The 17,506-nt window shown below is 71.9% G+C and carries 16 protein-coding genes; 13 read left to right on the top strand and 3 right to left on the bottom strand.

Going from position 1 to position 17,506, the window contains the following annotated elements:
* Window positions 1-8 precede the first annotated feature (8 nt).
* Window positions 9-2,294 carry a RelA/SpoT family protein gene (locus tag N864_RS06520; RefSeq protein ID WP_034714793.1) on the top strand — a complete coding sequence of 762 codons (2,286 nt, stop codon included), beginning with the start codon at window positions 9-11 and terminating at the stop codon, window positions 2,292-2,294.
* A 31-nt stretch (window positions 2,295-2,325) separates the two neighbouring features.
* On the opposite strand, the gene N864_RS06515 is transcribed toward N864_RS06520, so the two are convergent.
* Together N864_RS06515 and N864_RS06510 are read right to left on the bottom strand one after the other, a co-directional pair.
* Window positions 2,326-3,966, bottom strand: a complete 1,641-nt coding sequence (locus N864_RS06515) for a DUF349 domain-containing protein (protein WP_081793455.1) — start codon at window positions 3,964-3,966, stop codon at window positions 2,326-2,328.
* Entirely contained in the window at window positions 3,963-4,796 is an 834-nt protein-coding gene (locus N864_RS06510; protein ID WP_034714792.1) for a peptidylprolyl isomerase, read from the bottom strand. Before N864_RS06510 ends, N864_RS06515 begins: the two co-directional genes overlap by 4 nt.
* A gap of 163 nt (window positions 4,797-4,959) precedes the next feature.
* On the opposite strand from N864_RS06510, the gene N864_RS06505 reads away from it, so the two are divergent.
* Together N864_RS06505 and hisS are read left to right on the top strand one after the other, a co-directional pair.
* Complete coding sequence (locus N864_RS06505; RefSeq protein ID WP_034714791.1) at window positions 4,960-5,661, top strand: MBL fold metallo-hydrolase; 702 nt, start codon at window positions 4,960-4,962, stop codon at window positions 5,659-5,661.
* Complete coding sequence (hisS, locus tag N864_RS06500; RefSeq protein WP_034714790.1) at window positions 5,658-6,992, top strand: histidine--tRNA ligase; 1,335 nt, start codon at window positions 5,658-5,660, stop codon at window positions 6,990-6,992. The genes N864_RS06505 and hisS overlap by 4 nt, the downstream gene beginning before the upstream one ends.
* Before the next feature lie 23 nt (window positions 6,993-7,015).
* Here hisS and N864_RS06495 read toward each other — a convergent pair whose 3' ends face one another.
* Entirely contained in the window at window positions 7,016-7,621 is a 606-nt protein-coding gene (locus N864_RS06495) for a hypothetical protein (protein WP_034714789.1), read from the bottom strand.
* A gap of 162 nt (window positions 7,622-7,783) precedes the next feature.
* On the opposite strand from N864_RS06495, the gene ald reads away from it, so the two are divergent.
* From ald to der, 10 genes are read left to right on the top strand one after another with little or no spacing between them, the layout of a single operon-like run.
* Entirely contained in the window at window positions 7,784-8,899 is a 1,116-nt protein-coding gene (gene ald, locus N864_RS06490; protein ID WP_034714787.1) for an alanine dehydrogenase, read from the top strand.
* 47 nt (window positions 8,900-8,946) lie between these two features.
* On the top strand, window positions 8,947-9,846 hold the full coding sequence (gene xerD, locus N864_RS06485) for a site-specific tyrosine recombinase XerD (RefSeq protein ID WP_034714786.1): 900 nt from the start codon (window positions 8,947-8,949) through the stop codon (window positions 9,844-9,846).
* A gap of 48 nt (window positions 9,847-9,894) precedes the next feature.
* Window positions 9,895-10,833: a ParA family protein gene (locus tag N864_RS06480; protein ID WP_338033626.1), complete on the top strand. Its 939-nt coding sequence runs from the start codon at window positions 9,895-9,897 to the stop codon at window positions 10,831-10,833.
* A gap of 4 nt (window positions 10,834-10,837) precedes the next feature.
* Window positions 10,838-11,914: a segregation and condensation protein A gene (locus N864_RS06475; RefSeq protein ID WP_081793452.1), complete on the top strand. Its 1,077-nt coding sequence runs from the start codon at window positions 10,838-10,840 to the stop codon at window positions 11,912-11,914.
* Window positions 11,907-12,527, top strand: a complete 621-nt coding sequence (gene scpB / locus N864_RS06470) for an SMC-Scp complex subunit ScpB (protein ID WP_034714783.1) — start codon at window positions 11,907-11,909, stop codon at window positions 12,525-12,527. Before N864_RS06475 ends, scpB begins: the two co-directional genes overlap by 8 nt.
* A complete protein-coding gene (locus N864_RS06465; RefSeq protein ID WP_034714781.1) occupies window positions 12,524-13,450 on the top strand; it encodes a pseudouridine synthase in 927 nt (308 codons plus the stop codon). Before scpB ends, N864_RS06465 begins: the two co-directional genes overlap by 4 nt.
* A gap of 49 nt (window positions 13,451-13,499) precedes the next feature.
* Window positions 13,500-14,576: a prephenate dehydrogenase gene (locus N864_RS06460; protein WP_034714779.1), complete on the top strand. Its 1,077-nt coding sequence runs from the start codon at window positions 13,500-13,502 to the stop codon at window positions 14,574-14,576.
* Between the two features lie 21 nt (window positions 14,577-14,597).
* Window positions 14,598-15,305: a (d)CMP kinase gene (gene cmk, locus N864_RS06455; protein ID WP_034714777.1), complete on the top strand. Its 708-nt coding sequence runs from the start codon at window positions 14,598-14,600 to the stop codon at window positions 15,303-15,305.
* Window positions 15,302-15,982 carry a lysophospholipid acyltransferase family protein gene (locus tag N864_RS06450; RefSeq protein WP_034714775.1) on the top strand — a complete coding sequence of 227 codons (681 nt, stop codon included), beginning with the start codon at window positions 15,302-15,304 and terminating at the stop codon, window positions 15,980-15,982. Before cmk ends, N864_RS06450 begins: the two co-directional genes overlap by 4 nt.
* Entirely contained in the window at window positions 15,979-17,457 is a 1,479-nt protein-coding gene (der, locus tag N864_RS06445) for a ribosome biogenesis GTPase Der (protein WP_034714773.1), read from the top strand. The genes N864_RS06450 and der overlap by 4 nt, the downstream gene beginning before the upstream one ends.
* The last annotated feature ends 49 nt before the right edge of the window (window positions 17,458-17,506 follow it).

The following is a 17,506-nucleotide window of genomic DNA, read 5'->3' as shown; positions in this document are numbered from 1 at the left end:
CTCGTCGCATGAGCGAGGAGGTCCGCAGCGAGCTGAGCACGCCGTCTCGCGTGCGCGCCCGCTTTGCCCGATTCGGCGCCGCTCGGCCGTCGGGCAACCCGGTCCTCGAGCCGCTCATGACGGCGGTGCGCCAGAGCCACCCGAAGGCCGACGTGTCGGTCATCGAGCGGGCCTACGCCATTGCCGAGAGGGCCCACCAGGGTCAGCTGCGCAAGAGCGGCGACGCCTACATCACCCACCCGCTGGCGGTCACGACGATCCTCGCCGAGCTGGGCATGACCCCGCCGACGCTCGCGGCGGCGCTGCTGCACGACACGGTCGAGGACACGTCATACAGCCTCGACGAGCTGCGTCGCGACTTCGGCGACGAGATCGCGATGCTCGTGGACGGAGTGACCAAGCTCGACAAGGTCACCTACGGCGAGGCCGCCCAGGCCGAGACGGTCCGCAAGATGGTCATCGCCATGGCGCGCGACATCCGCGTGCTCGTCATCAAGCTCGCCGACCGGCTCCACAACGCCCGCACCTGGCGCTACGTCTCCGAGGAGTCGGCCAAGCGCAAGGCCAACGAGACGCTCGAGATCTATGCCCCGCTCGCGCACCGCCTCGGGATGAACACCATCAAGTGGGAGCTCGAGGACCTGTCGTTCGCGACGCTCTACCCGAAGGTCTACGACGAGATCGTGCGGCTCGTGGCCGAGCGGGCGCCCGCCCGTGAGGAGTACCTCGCCGGCGTGCGCAAGCAGGTCGAGGAGGACCTCGACGCCGCGAAGATCAAGGCGGTGGTGACGGGCCGGCCCAAGCACTACTACTCCGTCTACCAGAAGATGATCGTGCGCGGCCGCGACTTCGAGGACATCTACGACCTCGTCGCCGTCCGCGTGCTCGTCGACACGGTGCGCGACTGCTACGCGGCGCTCGGCGCCCTCCACTCGCGGTGGAACCCGGTCCCCGGCCGGTTCAAGGACTACATCGCGATGCCGAAGTTCAACATGTACCAGTCGCTGCACACGACGGTCATCGGTCCGCAGGGCAAGCCGGTCGAGATCCAGATCCGGACGCACACCATGCACCGTCGCGCCGAGTACGGCGTCGCCGCCCACTGGAAGTACAAGGACCAGGCGGTCAATGGCAAGGGCGGGGAGGCGGCCCCGCAGAACGACATGGCGTGGCTGCGACAGCTGCTCGACTGGCAGCGCGAGACGGAGGACCCGGGGGAGTTCCTCGACTCCCTCCGCTTCGAGATGGGCGCGAGCGAGGTCTACGTCTTCACCCCCAAGGGATCCGTGGTCGCCCTGCCGATGGGCGCTACCCCCGTCGACTTCGCCTACGCGGTGCACACCGAGGTCGGCCACCACTGCATCGGGGCCCGCGTCAACGGGCGGCTCGTCCCGCTCGAGTCGACGCTCGAGAACGGCGACGTCGTCGAGGTGCTCACGTCGAAGGCGGACGGAGCCGGCCCGAGCCGCGACTGGCTGAGCTTCGTCAAGAGTCCCCGTGCCCGCAACAAGATCAAGCAGTGGTTCTCCAAGGAACGCCGCGAGGAGTCGATCGAGGCCGGCAAGGAGAGCATCGCCAAGACGCTGCGCAAGCAGAACCTGCCGCTCCAGCGAATCATGAGCCACGAGACGATGACCGCCGTCGCGAACGAGCTGCGCTACCAGGACATCGACGCCCTGTATGCCGCGGTCGGCGAGGGGCACGTCTCCGCCCAGCACGTCGTGCACAAGGTCGTCGAGTCGATGGGTGGCGTCGACGGCGCGACCGAGGACCTCGCCGAGGCCACGGTCCCGAACCGAGCGGCCAGTCGCCGCCGTGGCGGCGATCCCGGCGTCGTCGTGGTGGGCACGGCCGACGTGTGGGTCAAGCTCGCCAAGTGCTGCACCCCCGTCCCGGGCGACCCCATCCTCGGCTTCGTCACTCGCGGGAACGGGGTGTCGGTGCACCGGGTGGACTGCACGAACGCCAGCTCCCTGACGGCCAACCCCGAGCGGCTCATCGACGTCGAGTGGGCCCCGTCCTCGGCGAGCGTGTTCCTCGTCCAATTGCAGGTGGAGGCGCTCGACCGCAGCCGCCTGCTGTCCGACGTGACACGCGTCCTGTCCGACCAACACGTCAACATCCTGTCGGCGTCGGTGCAGACGTCGCGTGACCGCGTCGCCCTGTCCCGGTTCACCTTCGAGATGGGCGACCCCGCCCACCTCGAGCACGTCATCAAGGCCGTGCGCAAGATCGACGGGGTCTTCGACGTCTACCGCGTCAACGGCGGCAAGGGAACCCAGCAGCAGCGCTGACCGGGCGTCGCTCGGGTCCTCGCGCCTTGGCTCAGCCGCCGAACTCGCTCGCTGCGGTCTTGGCCTGCTCCAGCCAGGCCCGCCGGGCGTCGAGCGCCTCCCGAGCCTTGCGGATCTTCGACTCGTTGCCGGAGGACTCCGCCTTCGCCAGGTCGGCCTCGAGGTCGGCCACGGCCCGCTCGAGCTGGTCCACCATGCCCTGGGCCCGCGCCGCGACCTCCGGGTTGGACGACTTCCAGCGCTTCTCGTCGGCGTCGCGGACCGCCTGCTCCACGCGACGCAGCGACTTCTCGATCCGCTCCATGTCGGCGCGGGGCACCTTGCCCGCCGCGTCCCACCGGTCCTGGATCGAGCGCAGCGACGACTTGGCCTGCTCGAGGTCCGTGACGGGCAGGAGCGCCTCGGCCTCCTTCAGCAGCTCCTCCTTGACCCCGAGGTTGCCGCGGAACTGCTCCTCCTCGGCAGCGACCACCTGGTCCTTCGCAGCGAAGAACGCGTCCTGCGCGGCCTTGAACCGTGCCCACAGCTGGTCGTCGTCGGACCGGCTCGCGCGGCCGGCGCGGCGCCAGTCGTCCATGAGCCGCTTGTAGGCGCCCGCAGTCGCCGACCAGTCCGTGCTGGTCGAGAGCCGCTCCGCCTCGGCGACGAGTCGCTCCTTGGACGCCTTGGCCTCGGCGTGCGTCGCGTCGAGCGTCGCGAAGTGAGCCCGGCGCGCCTTGTCGAAGCGGTTGCGGGCCCCGCTGAAGCGCTGCCACAGGGCGGCCTCGGTGTCGCGGTCCAGCCGCGTCGCGGAGCGCTGGTGCTGCTTCCACTCGTCGAGCAGCTCACGCATGCGTGCCCCGCTCTGCTTCCACTGGATCTTGTTCTCGGGCTGCTCGGCGATCGCCTCCGCCTGCTCGACGATGGCCTCACGCTCGACCTTCGCCTGCGCCTTGGCGGCGGCGCGCGCCTCCTGCTCGACGTTGCGCTTCTGCGCGATGCCCGACTGGATCTCGTCCAGCTTGGCCCGCAGCGCGTCGAGGTCGCCCACGACGGCGGCGTCGTCGACCTGCTCGGCCAGCTTCTTGAGCGCGTCGGCGACGTCCTTGGAGGGCACCTCGGGCTGGGCGAGCCGCTGCTCGAGGAGGACAGCGTTGGCATAGAGCTCGTCGTACTTCCGGGCGAAGTAGGTCAGTGCCTCCTCGGGGCTCGCGCCGGGGTAGCTGCCGACCTCGTGCTCGCCCTCCTTGGTGCGCACGTGGACGACGCCGTTCTCGTCGACGCGCCCGAACGCCGCCGACGCCGAGTGGTCCTCGGTCGGGGCCGGGGCCGCGGGACGTGGCGCCGGCCGGGCCATCGCTGCCGGGGTCGGGATCGCGCTCGGCTTCGGTATGCCGCTGGGCTTGGGCACCGCAGGCGAGGCGGGCTCGGCCTGTGGCTGTGCCGTCGGCTCCGACGGAGCGTCGGTCACCTCACCGTGCTGCGGCTCGGCCGGAGCGTCGGTGACGTCTGCCGGCTGCGGCTCGGCCGGGATGTCTGTGACCTCGGCCTGGTGGGCCTCGGTGGGAGCGTCGGGAACCTGCTGCGGCTCGGTGTGCGTCTCGGTCTGCACCTGCTGGGCCTCCACCTGCTGGGCCACCTCGGCCGGGTCGTCCTGCTGCGGCTGTTCGGGCTGCTTCGTCGTGTCCGTCATGCCTTCTTCTCCGTCACCTCGACGCTGAGGATGCTGATGGGGGAGACCGGAGTCCCGTCGTTCGTGTTGGGGGGCAGCGCCTTCTTGGCCGCGATCTTCTTGACGACGTCGAGTCCCTTGGTCACCTTCCCGAAGATCGTGTAGCCGCCGCCGTCCGTGGGCAACTTCGTTTCCTCGTAGGCGATGAAGAACTGGCCGCCATTGCTGTTCGGGTCCTGTGTGCGCGCCATGGCCAGGGTGCCCGCGGGGTAGACGCCGTCCTTGGGTGCGTTCTCGACCCCGTAGCCGTAGCCGGGGTCGCCCGACCCGCTGCCGGTCGGGTCGCCGCACTGCAGGACGAAGATCCCGGCGCTGGTCACCCGGTGGCACGGGCTCGGCGCCCAGTACCCCTCCTTGGCGAGGAAGTTGAACGAGGCGACCGTCTGGGGCGCCTTGGCACCGTTCAGCTCGAAGGTGATGTCACCACACGTCGTGTGCACCGACGCAACGAACGTCTTGCCGGCTGCCGCCTTCTTATCCGGGACCTTGGCGAAGGTCTTGGGCGTCGTCTGGAGGGGTGGCGGCTGCTCGCAGCCGGCCGCGAGCTGCTGTCCCTCCTGCAGCGCCGCGCCCGTCGCCGAGCCGGCCTGCGTGGGCGCCGACTGCGGGGTCGGGTCGCCCTTGGGGAGGAAGTGGGGCACCGCGACGAAGGCCGCGACGACGAGAATGACCGCGAGGATCCCACCGAAGAGCTGCTTGTCCCTCGTGCTCTCGCTCACGGGTGCCTCGGTGGCACGCTGGGGGCCCTGCTGGCGGCGCCGTGCGCGGGCGCGCTCCTGCTGTTTCGTCACGAACCTCTCCTTGGCGGACCGTCCGGCTTGGCCGGGCTCCGGTCATTTTAGGGACACAGCCTCGGTCGGTGCGGACGGCATGGTCACGAGTCCGTGACAACTGCCCTGCACCGACGCCGTATGCCGCTCAGCGGGCTGGGTGCCCGCGGCTAGGCTCGCAGGTGTGCTGACCGTTGCGTTCCCCGCCCAGGCCTTCGACACGAACTGCTACGTCCTCGCGCCGGCGCCGGGGGAGGAGTGCGTCGTCGTCGACCCGGGCATCGGCATCGAGGAGACGCTGCGTGAGGTTCTGGCGACGCACCGGTTGCGGCCGGCCGCGGTCCTGCTCACCCACGGGCACGTCGACCACGTCTGGTCCGTCACGCCCGTGTGCGGGGCGGACACGGCGGCATACATCCACACCGACGACCGCTACCGGCTGCACGACCTGCTCGCTCACACGAACCCCGGGCTCATCGCGATGTTCGAGCAGCAGTTCGGCCGCAAGGCGACCTGGACCGAGCCGAGCAACGTCGTGGAGATCACCGACCACACGCGACTGACCCTGGCAGGGCTCGACTTCGAGGTCCGGCACGCGCCGGGCCACACCGAGGGGTCGGTGATGTTCGGGGTGGACCGGGTGCCCGACGGCATCGGCGAGCAGGTCGAGGTGGACCGCACGACGCTGTCCGGAGACGTCCTGTTCGCAGGCTCGATCGGGCGCACCGACCTGCCCGGCGGGGACAACGCCGCCATGCAACGCAGCCTGCGCGACGTCGTGCTGCCACTGCCGGACACGACGCTCGTCCTGCCCGGGCACGGGCCCGCGACGACGATGGCCCACGAGCGCGGCACGAACCCCTACCTGCAACACTTGCCCGCGTGAGCACGCCAGCCAAGATCACGCCGATCAGCGGGTTCCCGGAGTACCTTCCGGCCGAGCGCATCGTCGAACAGCGCTTCCTCGACGTCATCCGCGAGACCTTCGAGCTGCACGGGTTCTCCTCGATCGAGACCCGCTCCATCGAGCCGGTCGACCGGCTGCTCGGCAAGGGCGGCGACGCCGACAAGGAGATCTACGCCGTCTCCCGGCTCGCCGGCGACGAGGACGACGCGAAGTGGGGTCTGCACTTCGACCTCACCGTGCCCTTCGCCCGCTACGTCCTCGAGAACTCCGGCAAGCTGCAGTTCCCGTTCCGGCGCTACCAGATCCAGCGCGCCTGGCGGGGCGAGCGGCCCCAAGAGGGGCGCTACCGCGAGTTCACCCAGGCCGACATCGACGTCGTCGACGTGGGGGAGCTGTCGCCGCACTTCGAGGCGGAGATGCCCCTCGTCATCGCGGACGTCTTCAGCAAGTTCCCGGTTGGCGAGTTCGTCATCCAGGTCAACAACCGCAAGATCCCCAACGGCTTCTACCAGGGCATCGGCCTCACCGACGTCATCGGCACGCTGCGCATCGTCGACAAGCTCGACAAGATCGGCCCTGACAAGGTCAAGGAGCTGCTCGTCGAGTCCGGAGCGACGCCGCAGCAGGCCGACCAGTGCCTGGCCCTCGCCGAGATCCGCAGCGAGGACCTGTCCTTCGTCGACCGGGTGCGCTCGCTGGGGGTCGAGCATCCCCTGCTCGACGAGGGCCTCGAGTCGCTGGCGAACGTGATCCGGACCGGTCTGGCGCACGCTCCGGGACGCATCGTGGCCGACCTGCGCATCGCGCGAGGGCTCGACTACTACACCGGCACCGTCTACGAGACGCAGTTCGTCGGGCACGAGGACTGGGGATCCTTCTGCTCGGGCGGCCGCTACGACGCCCTCGCCTCGGACGGCAGGAACACGTACCCGGGCGTCGGCATCTCGATCGGGGTGACCCGCATTCTCGGCCTGCTCATCGGGCGTGGCCTCGTCACGGCCTCGCGGTCGACGCCGGCCGCGGTCCTCGTCGCGCTCAAGGACGACGAGTCACGAGACGCGGCCGTCGCGGTCGCCACGGCGCTGCGATCGCGGGGCATCGCGTGCGAGGTCGCGCCCACGGCGGCGAAGTTCGGCAAGCAGATCCGCTACGCCGAGCGTCGGGGTATCCCGTACGTCTGGTTCCCCGGCGCCGGCGAGCCCGGTGACGAGGTCAAGGACATCCGGTCGGGCGAGCAGGTGCCCGCTGATGCGGCGGCCTGGTCGCCGCCTGCTGCCGACCTCATGCCGGCGATCACGCGCACCTCCTGACTCCCGGCTCGACCGCCGCCTGCTCAACCCGGCAGCCGGAGGCCCTCGTCGCGCAGCTCCAGCGCGGCCAGCGCCCGGATGGCGCCCGCGTCCCGGCGGCGCCAGTCACCCGCCGGGTCGGGGCTGACCCTCGCGAGCGCGGTCAGCGGCTGTCGCACCATGGCCCGCAGCGCAAACAGGTCGAGGTCCGCCCGCGTGTCGATGAACCGCTGTGCCGACGTCGCCCGCCGCACGAACCGGGCTCGCAACCACAGCCACAGCGCACCGACGGTGAGGATGGGCACCAGCGCCGTCGACCAGCCGAGCCAGAGGGCCAGCGCCTCGATGGTGCTGGCCATCGACTCGCCCGCCCCACGCAGCCGCGTGCCCGAGGCGGCGGCGCCGTCGAGCCAGCGCTGCAGCTCCGCCCCGACGACCGGGATCCGCCCGGCCTCGGCACCCGCACCGCTCAGCGAGTCGTGGACCGAGGTCCCCGCCGTCTGCAGCGAGTCGGCCGGACCGCGCAGCCGCAGCACGACGTCGTGCACCTGCCGGCCGGCCCAGGCCCAGACCGCGAGCCAGCCGAGCATGGCGACGTCGGCGAGGAGCTGGCGCGTACGTCTCGCCGTCGTGTCTGCGTAGAGCTTCATCGAGGCCTCCGTGGGGCGACGAGCGGGACCGAACGGGCCCGCGGGCGGGTGTGAGCGGCATACCCATCGCACGGCCCCACGTGTCGCAACAACGAGCGGGCTGTGACATGTTCGACGTCGAAGAGGCACGCCGCACCGAGCCGGCGACACTACTGTTTGACCATGAAGGTCGGCGTCCCGCGCGAGGTGAAGGACAACGAGTTCCGGGTGGCGATCACGCCCGCCGGCGTCACCGAGCTGGTCGCTCACGGGCACGAGGTCGTCATCGAGGAGGGTGCCGGCCTGGGCTCCGCCATCGCCGACGAGGACTTTCGGGCGGCCGGTGCGACCCTCCTCGCCCGGGCCGACGACGTCTGGGACGTCGCCGAGCTGGTCCTCAAGGTGAAGGAGCCGGTCGCCGAGGAGTATGACCGCCTGCACGAGGGACAGACGCTCTTCACCTACCTGCACCTCGCCGCAGACCGCCCGCTGGCCGAGGAGCTCGTCCGGCGCAAGGTCACGGCCATCGCCTACGAGACGGTCGAGCTGCCCGACGGCAGCCTGCCGCTCCTCGCGCCGATGTCCGAGGTCGCCGGGCGCCTCGCGCCGCAGGTCGGCGCCCAGGCGCTGATGCGCGCCCAGGGCGGTCGGGGCATCCTGCTCGGCGGTGTGTCCGGGGTCTACGCCGCCAAGGTCGTCGTCATCGGCGCCGGCGTCGCCGGCATGAACGCCGCCGCCATCGCACTCGGGATGCAGGCCGAGGTGCTGCTGCTCGACAGCGACATCGCCAAGCTGCGCCACGCCGACTTCGTCTACCAGGGGCACTGCCAGACGGTCGCCTCCAACGCGTTCGAGATCGAGCACGCCATCGGGGACGCCGACCTCGTCATCGGGGCGGTCCTCGTCCCCGGCGCCCGAGCCCCCAAGCTCGTCAGCAACGCGCAGGTCTCCCGGATGAAGCCCGGCTCGGTCCTCGTCGACATCGCGATCGACCAGGGTGGCTGCTTCGAGGACTCCCGGCCGACGACGCACACGAACCCGACCTACGAGGTCCACGACTCGATCTTCTACTGCGTCGCCAACATGCCGGGTGCCGTGCCGCACACGAGCACCTACGCGCTGACCAATGTGACGCTGCCCTACGCGGTGGCGCTCGCCGGGCACGGCTGGCTCGACGCGCTGCGGGCCGACCCGGCCCTCGCCCTGGGCCTCAACACGCACGGCGGTGCCCTCGTCTCGGAGCCGGTGGCCGCCGCCCACGGGCTGGAGAGCATCGAGCTCGCCGAGGTGCTGTCCTGAGCCCATCGACTGCGGCGACGGGGCGACCCACGCCCCTCGACCGCGACATCAAGGCGTGGCTCGACCACGTCCGGGTCGAGCGGGGCGCGGCGAACAACACCCTGGCGTCCTACCGTCGTGACCTCGCCCGCTACCGGGAGTTCCTCACCGAGCGCGGTATCACCGACGCCGTCGCGGTGCGCGAGCCGGACGTCACCGCGTTCCTCGCCCACCTGCGCGAGGGCGGCCCCGGTCGGCCGGCCCTGGCCGTCTCCTCGGCCGCGCGCACCCTCGTCGCCGTCCGTGGCTTCCACCGCTTCCTCGCCGTCGAGGGCATGACGCCAGCCGACCCCGCCGCGAGCGTGGCGCCTCCCAGGCCCCCGTCCCGGCTGCCCAAGGCGATCCCCGTTGCCGCCGTCGAGCGGCTCCTCGAGGCGTCCTCGGTCGGGGAGCCGCCCACGTCGTTGCGGGACCGGGCCCTGCTCGAGGTGCTCTACGGTGCCGGCGCGCGGATCAGCGAGGCCGTCGGCCTCGACGTCGACGACGTCGACCTCGAGGCGCGGGTCGTGCGACTGTTCGGCAAGGGCGCCAAGGAGCGGGTGGTGCCCATCGGCCGGTATGCCGCTGAGTCCCTGGGTGCCTACCTGACCCGGGCGCGTCCGGGCCTCGCGGCCCACGGTCGCGCGGGCGCCGCCCTCTTCCTCGGCAAGCGCGGCGCCCGGCTCTCCCGCCAGTCCGCGTGGCTGGTGCTCCAGGAGGTCGCCGAGCGGGCCGGGCTCCGCGAGCATGTCTCGCCGCACACCCTCCGGCACTCCTTCGCCACCCACCTGCTCGACGGCGGCGCCGACGTCCGTGTCGTCCAGGAACTGCTCGGCCACGCATCCGTCACGACGACGCAGATCTACACCATGGTCTCGGCGCACCGACTTCGCGAGGTCTACGCGGAGGCCCACCCGCGGGCACGCTGATAGGGTCGGGCCTGATCAGCGGGCGCTGACCGAGCACGATGGAGCGGAGTGGACACCAGGGTGAACGAGGAGACCCAGGAGGCGGCACAGGCCGACCAGGTCGGTGACCCCACCAACCTCTTCGACAACGGGTCCCCGCGGGTTCCGGTCACCGGTCCCACGGGCCGCCCGCTGCCGCACTTTCCGGAGCCGCCGCCGCTGACGACCCACGGCCCGGCCCGGATCATCGCCATGTGCAACCAGAAGGGCGGCGTCGGCAAGACGACGACGACGATCAACCTCGGTGCGGCGCTCGCCGAGCTGGGCCGCAAGGTGCTGCTCGTCGACTTCGACCCGCAAGGTGCCCTGTCCGTCGGCCTCGGCGTGCGCGCCCACGAGCTGGACCAGACGATCTACAACCTGCTCGTCGGCGGCGGCCACGACATCCGCGAGATCATCGAGCGCACGACGACCGACAACCTCGACGTCGTCCCCGCCAACATCGACCTGTCCGCGGCGGAGGTGCAGCTGGTCGGCGAGGTGGCCCGCGAGCAGGTGCTCGCGCGGGTCCTGCGTCCGGTCGTCGACGACTACGACGTCATCCTCGTCGACTGCCAGCCCTCACTCGGCCTGCTCACCGTCAACGCCCTCACCGCGGCACACGGCGTCATCATCCCGCTCGAGTGCGAGTTCTTCGCGATGCGCGGCGTGGCCCTGCTCGTCGAGACGATCGAGAAGATCACCGACCGGCTCAACCCGCGCCTGCAGCTCGACGGCATTCTCGCCACGATGTACGACGGACGCACCCTCCACAGCCGCGAGGTGGTCCGCTCCGTCGTCGACCACTTCGGCGAGCAGGTCTTCCACACGGTCATCAGCCGCACGGTGAAGTTCCCCGACGCGACCCTCGCCGCCGAGCCCATCACCGCCTACGCGCCGACCCACTCCGGGGCGGACGCCTACCGCCAGCTCGCGCGCGAGCTCATCGCGCGCGGGGACGCGGCCTGACCTGATGAGCGAGCCGGACCTCGTCGACCGCCCCCCGGTCGACGCCGCCCTCGTCCCGCCCGCGCCCGGGCTGGAGCCGGCCCCCGACGCCGTGGCGGAGCTCGGCGTCCCGCTGCCCGACGGCGTCCCCGACAGCGCCCTCGGCCGCGGCACGGACCTGACGCCCGGTGGCGTCATCACCCGCCGTGCGGCCGCGCCGTTCGAGGTCCACCTCGACGTCTTCCAGGGGCCCTTCGACCTGCTGCTCGGCCTGATCGCCAAGCACAAGCTCGACATCACCGAGGTCGCGCTGGCGAAGGTGACCGACGAGTTCGTCGCCCACCTCAAGGCGGCGCAGGCGGATGGGGCCGGTGACTCCTGGGACCTCAGCCAGGCCTCCGAGTTCGTCGTCGTCGCCGCGACCCTGCTCGACCTCAAGGCCGCCCGGTTGCTGCCCCAGGTGGGGCCGGAGGACGAGGAGGACCTCGCCCTCATCGAGGCGCGCGACCTGCTCTTCGCACGGCTGCTGCAGTACCGCGCCTACAAGGACATCGCGCGCACCTTCGCGGACCGGATGGCCACCTTCGGCCGGATCACCCCGCGCCAGGCCGGGCTCGAGCCCGAGTTCGCGGCGCTCCTGCCCGAGCTCGTCATCGCGGTCACCCCGGAACAGTTCGCGATGATCGCCGCGCGCGCGCTGACCCCGAAGACGCCACCGACGGTCGGCCTGGAGCACCTGCACGCGCCGCAGGTCAGCGTCCGGGAACAGGCCGCGATCCTCGTCGAGCGCCTGCGCGCCCGCGGCCAGGTCTCCTTCCGCGCTCTCGTCGCCGACGCGGACAGCACGCTCGTGATCGTCGCCCGCTTCCTCGCCCTGCTCGAGCTGTTCAAGGAGGCGGCGATCGCCTTCGAGCAGGCCGAGGCGCTCGGCGAGCTCGACATCCGCTGGACCGGCGCCGACATGGGGGACGTCGACATCACTGACGAGTTCGACGAGCAGGACGACACGGACGCCGCGGCCACACCGGCGGTGGTGGCCGGGGCCCCGGCAGCCGGCCCGGACGCGGCGGTCGCAGAGACGCAGGAGGGACAGGATGACTGACGACGCCACGGCGACCGGCCCGGTGGGGGACGAGCAGATCGCCTTCGACCTCGGCGCCTTCCCCGGAGGTGCCCGCGCCGCGCTCGAGGCCGTCCTCATGGTGGTCGACGACCCCGTGAGCGAGGAAGCCCTCGCCTCCGCCCTCGAGCTGTCGGTCGAGGACGTCCACGAGCACCTCGTCGCCCTCGAGGACGACTATGCCGGGGCCCAGCGCGGGTTCACGCTGCGCAACGTCGCGGGCGGCTGGCGGATGTACAGCAGATCCGAGTTCGCACCCGTCGTCGAGCGGTTCGTCCTCGACGGGCAGCAGGCCAAGCTGACCCAGGCCTCGCTCGAGACGCTGGCCGTCATCGCCTACCGCCAGCCCGTGTCCCGGGCCCGGGTGAGCGCGGTCCGCGGGGTCAGCGTCGACGGGGTCGTGCGCACCCTGCTGACCCGCGGGCTCATCGAGGAGGTCGAGGACACGGGGGAGAGCGGGGCCACGCTCTACCGCACGACGCCCTACTTCCTCCAGCGGATGGGTCTCGGCTCGCTCGACGAGCTGCCGGCGCTCGCCCCCTACCTACCGGACGCCGATGTCATCGAAGAGCTCGTCGAGGAGGGCCACCTATGAGCGAGCACCACTCCCGCTCCCCCCGTAACCAGCGCGGCCACGGGCGGCCGCAGCCGGGCCGCGGCCAGCGCCCACGGACCCAGGGCGGCGACAAGCGAGCCGGCGGCAAGGGACCGCGGTTCGCCGGTTCGACAAAGCCCGGGCAGCCGACCCGGCTGCCGGACCGGCCGCGCACCGACGACGTCGACGTCCACGACCCCCACGGGGTCCGGCTGCAGAAGCTGCTCGCTGCCGCGGGCGTCGGCTCCCGCCGGGTGTGCGAGAACCTCATCGCCGAGGGCCGCGTCGAGGTCGACGGGCACATCGTCACGGAGCTCGGGGTCCGGATCGATCCCAAGCGCCAGGTCGTGCACGTCGACGGCGACCGGGTCAACCTCGACGAGGAGCGGGTCTACCTCGCCTTCAACAAGCCCAAGGGCGTCGTGACGACGATGAACGACGAGCTCGGGCGCCCGTCCATCGCCGACTACCTCGGCAACCGCAACGACCGGCTCTTCCATGTCGGGCGCCTCGACGCGGACACCGAGGGCCTGCTGCTGCTGACCAACGACGGGGACCTGGCGCATCGGCTCCAGCATCCGGCCTATGGGGTGCTCAAGACCTATCTCGCGCAGATCCAGGGGCCGGTGCCGCGCGACCTCGGCAAGCGGCTCCGCGAGGGCGTCGAGCTCGAGGACGGCCCCGTCAAGGTCGACTCGTTCCGGGTCGTCGACTCGCAGCCCGGCAAGGCGCTCGTCGAGGTCGTCCTGCACGAAGGGCGCAAGCACGTCGTGCGTCGGATGCTCGCGGAGACCGGCCACCCCGTCCTGTCCCTGGTCCGGACCGAGGTCGGTCCGATCCGGCTGGCCGACCTGCGCAGCGGCCGCACCCGCAAGCTGGGGCGCGCCGAGGTCGCCGCCCTCTACAAGGCTGCCGGTCTGTGATCCGGACGGGTGCGGGGCGTTGCGCTCCCGCGTCGCTACGCTGCGGGGCGTGAGGGCGCACGTACGCATCATCGGCACCGGGCTCATCGGGACGAGCCTCGGCATCGCCCTGACCAACGCCGGCTACGACGTCGCCCTCGACGACCCGTCCCCGACCGCCCGGTGGCTGGCGCGTGACCTCAGGGCCGGGCGGATCGACGTCGACGAGGCACCGGACGTCGTCGTCGTCGCGGCACCGCCTGACGTCTGTGGCGCTGCCGTCGTCGACGCCCTGACGCGCTGGCCGGAGGCGGTCGTCACCGACGTCGCCTCGGTGAAGGAGGTCATCCTGCGGGAGGTGCTCTCCTCAGGCGCCGACGCCAGCCGCTACGTCGGGTCCCACCCGATGGCCGGCCGGGAGCGCTCGGGCGCCGCGGCCGCCCGAGCCGACCTGTTCGACGGACGAGCGTGGGTCATCGTCCCGCACGACTCGACGGACGCCCGCTCCGTGCAGGCGGTGCGGAGCATCGCGACGGACGTCGGGGCGGCCGTGCGCACCATGCCCGCTGCCGAGCACGACGCGGCCGTCGCTGCCGTCTCGCATCTGCCCCAGCTCGCGGCGAGCATCGTCGCGGCCGGCCTGCGTGACCTGCCCGAGCCCGCCGTCGGCCTGGCCGGCCAGGGCCTGCGCGACGTGACGCGGATCGCCGCCAGCGACCCCCGCCTGTGGACGCAGATCCTCTACGGCAATGCCCCCGCACTCGTCCACGTGCTGCGCGAGGTGCAGGAGCACGTCGCCGAGGTGGTCGCCGCCCTCGAGGCGGTCGCCGCGGGCCGGGCGGAGGGCGCGCTCGGCACGCTGAGCCGGGTCCTCGAGGCGGGCAACCTCGGCCATGCCCGCATCCCCGGGAAGCACGGCGCACCGCCCGCCGCCTACGAGGTGGTCTCGGTCGTCATTCCCGACGAACCGGGCTCGCTGGCCCGCCTGTTCGCCGACGTCGGCGAGGCGGGGATCAACCTCGAGGACCTGCAGCTCGAGCACGGCATCGGGCAGGCCGTCGGCGTCGCGTACCTCTCGGTCGTGCCGGGCTCCGTCGAGCCGCTCCTCGAGACGCTGGCCCACCGGGGCTGGCGGGTCCACCAGTGACAGGCCAGTAGGCTGCAGCCCATGCCTGCCGCCGCCGACACCCCCCTCGCCGGATTCGTCATCGCGATCGACGGCCCGTCCGGCTCCGGGAAGTCGAGCGTGTCAAAGCAGGTCGCCCGCACCCTCGGCTTCGCCTTCCTCGACACCGGGGCGATGTACCGCTCCGCCACGTGGTGGTGCCTCGACCAGGGGATCGACCTCGACGACGCGGAGGCCGTCACCGCGGCCACTGCTCAGCTGCCACTGACGATCGGCACGGACCCCGACCTGCCGGAGGTGCACGTCCACGGCGTCGACGTCTCGGCGGCCATCCGGCAGACCCGCATCTCGGAGCAGGTCTCAAAGGTCGCGACGATCATCCCGGTGCGTGAGATCCTCCGCCAGCTGCAGCGCCGGCTCATCTCCGAGGCGGGCGCGGCCAAGGGCGGCGTGGTGGCCGAGGGCCGCGACATCACCACCGTCGTCGCCCCGGACGCCCAGGTGCGGATCCTGCTGACCGCCTCGGAGGAGGCGCGGCTGGCCCGCCGGTCCACCGAGCTGCACGGCCGGGCGGATGCCGCCTCCGTCGCCGCCACCCGCACGCAGATCGTCGACCGAGACCGTGCCGACTCCTCGGTCTCGGAGTTCACCGTCGCGGCCGACGGCGTGACGACCGTCGACACGTCCGACCTCGACTTCGGCCAGTCCGTGGCCGCGGTCCTGCAGGTCGTCGACGCCGCGCGTCAATGAGTCCTGTCGAGGCGCCGTCACCGTGGCGGCCCCGGGTGGGTCGCTGGGTCGGCACCACCCTGTTCCACACCGCCTACCGCGGCCGCACCCGCCACGTCGACCGCGTGCCGGCCGACGGTCCGGCGCTGCTCGTGGCCAACCATGCCGCGTTCCTCGACGGGCCGGTCGTCTTCTCGCTGGCCCCGCGACCGGTCACCTTCCTCGTCAAGCAGGAAGCGTTCAGGGGACTCTTCGGGCGGGTGCTCGATGCGGTGGGGCAGGTGCCGATCGACCGGACGGTGGGGGACCGCACGGCGCTCGGCACGGCCGCGGCGGTGCTCGACCGGGGCGGGGTCGTGGGCATCTTCCCCGAGGGCACCCGCCGCGACGGCGAGGTCGAGCAGGTCAACCAGGGCGCGGCCTGGATCGCCCTGCGCACCGGTGCCCCGATCGTCCCGGTCGCGGTGCTCGGCACCCGGGTGCCCGGGCGGTCGGCCGAGACCTGGCCGACCCTGCTCTCGAGCATCACCGTCGACTTCGGCGAGCCGTTCACGCTCGAGGTCGACCCGTGCAGACCTGGCCGTGAGCGGATGAGGGCTGCCACGGAGCAGCTGCGGCTCCGGCTCGTGGACCATGTCCGGCGCGCGCGGGTGGACAATGGGACGTCCAGCCCCACCACCGATGAGAGGACACCGTGACCGACGAGACCGCACGCCCGGAGGGCTACCCGATCTCGCCCGACGACACCTCCGTCGAACGCGCGCTCCGCGCCGGGCTCTCCGACTTCGACCTCAGCCCGGAGGACCGCGCCCTCATCGAGGGGGAGGGACTCACCGGGGCGCCGTCCGCACCGGAGGCGCCGCTGCCCGTCGTCGCGGTCATCGGGCGTCCCAACGTCGGCAAGTCCAGCCTGGTCAACCGCATCCTGCGCCGCCGTGAGGCGGTCGTCGAGGACGTCCCCGGCGTCACCCGCGACCGGGTCTCCTACGAAGCCGAGTGGTCCGGCCGCCGGTTCATGCTCGTCGACACCGGCGGGTGGGAGGCCGACGCGACGGGGATCCACCTGCGCGTCGCCGAGCAGGCCGAGATCGCCGTCGAGCTCGCCGACGTCGTCATGTTCGTCGTCGACGCGACGGTCGGCGCGACCGACGACGACGAAGCCGTCGTCAAGCTGCTGCGGCGCTCGGGCAAGCCGGTCGTGCTCGTCGCCAACAAGGTCGACGACGAGCGGGGCGAGGCCGACGCGGCGATGCTGTGGAACCTCGGCCTCGGCCAGCCCTGGCCCGTGTCCGCCCTGCACGGACGGGGCAGCGGAGACGCCCTCGACGCCGTCCTCGACGTGCTGCCCGAGGTCTCCGCCCACGGCGTGCTCGCGCCCGGGGGCCCCCGTCGGGTGGCGCTGCTCGGTCGACCCAACGTAGGCAAGTCGAGCCTGCTCAACAAGCTCGCGGGCAGTGAACGCGTCGTCGTCGACAACGTGGCCGGGACGACCCGTGATCCCGTCGACGAGCTGATCGAGCTCGGTGGCCGCACGTGGCGCTTCGTCGACACGGCCGGGATCCGGCGGCGGGTGCACCAGACCCGGGGCGCCGACTTCTACGCGTCACTGCGCACCCAGGCGGCGCTCGAGAAGGCCGAGGTCGCCATCGTGCTCATCGACGCGGAGGAGCCGATCGCGGAGCAGGACGTCCGCGTCATCCAGCAGGTCATCGACGCCGGCCGGGCCCTCGTCATCGCCTACAACAAGTGGGACACCCTCGACGAGGAGCGCCGCTACTACCTCGAGCGCGAGATCGAGAAGGAGCTGGTCCAGGTGCCCTGGGCACCGCGGGCCAACATCTCCGCGCGCACCGGCCGGCACGTCGACCGGCTCGTGCCGGCGCTCGAGACCGCCCTCGACTCGTGGGACCGGCGCGTCCCGACCTCCCGGCTCAACGCCTTCCTCGGCTCGGTCGTGGCCGCACACCCGCACCCGGTGCGCGGCGGCAAGCAGCCGCGGATCCTCTTCGCCACCCAGGCGTCGACCCGGCCACCGCGTTTCGTCGTGTTCGCCTCGGGCTTCATCGAGGCCGGCTACCGCCGCTTCATCGAGCGCAAGCTGCGCGAGGAGTTCGGCTTCGAGGGGACGCCGATCGAGCTGTCCGTGCGGGTGCGCGAGAAGCGCCGTCGCTGACGCGCAGGAGGTATGTCGCTGAGCCGGCTTCCGCTCGGAAGCCGGCTCA

The sequence above is a fragment of the Intrasporangium chromatireducens Q5-1 genome, assembly GCF_000576575.1.
Lineage (GTDB): Bacteria > Actinomycetota > Actinomycetes > Actinomycetales > Dermatophilaceae > Intrasporangium_A > Intrasporangium_A chromatireducens.
This window is presented reverse-complemented; position numbering and strand designations above follow the sequence as displayed.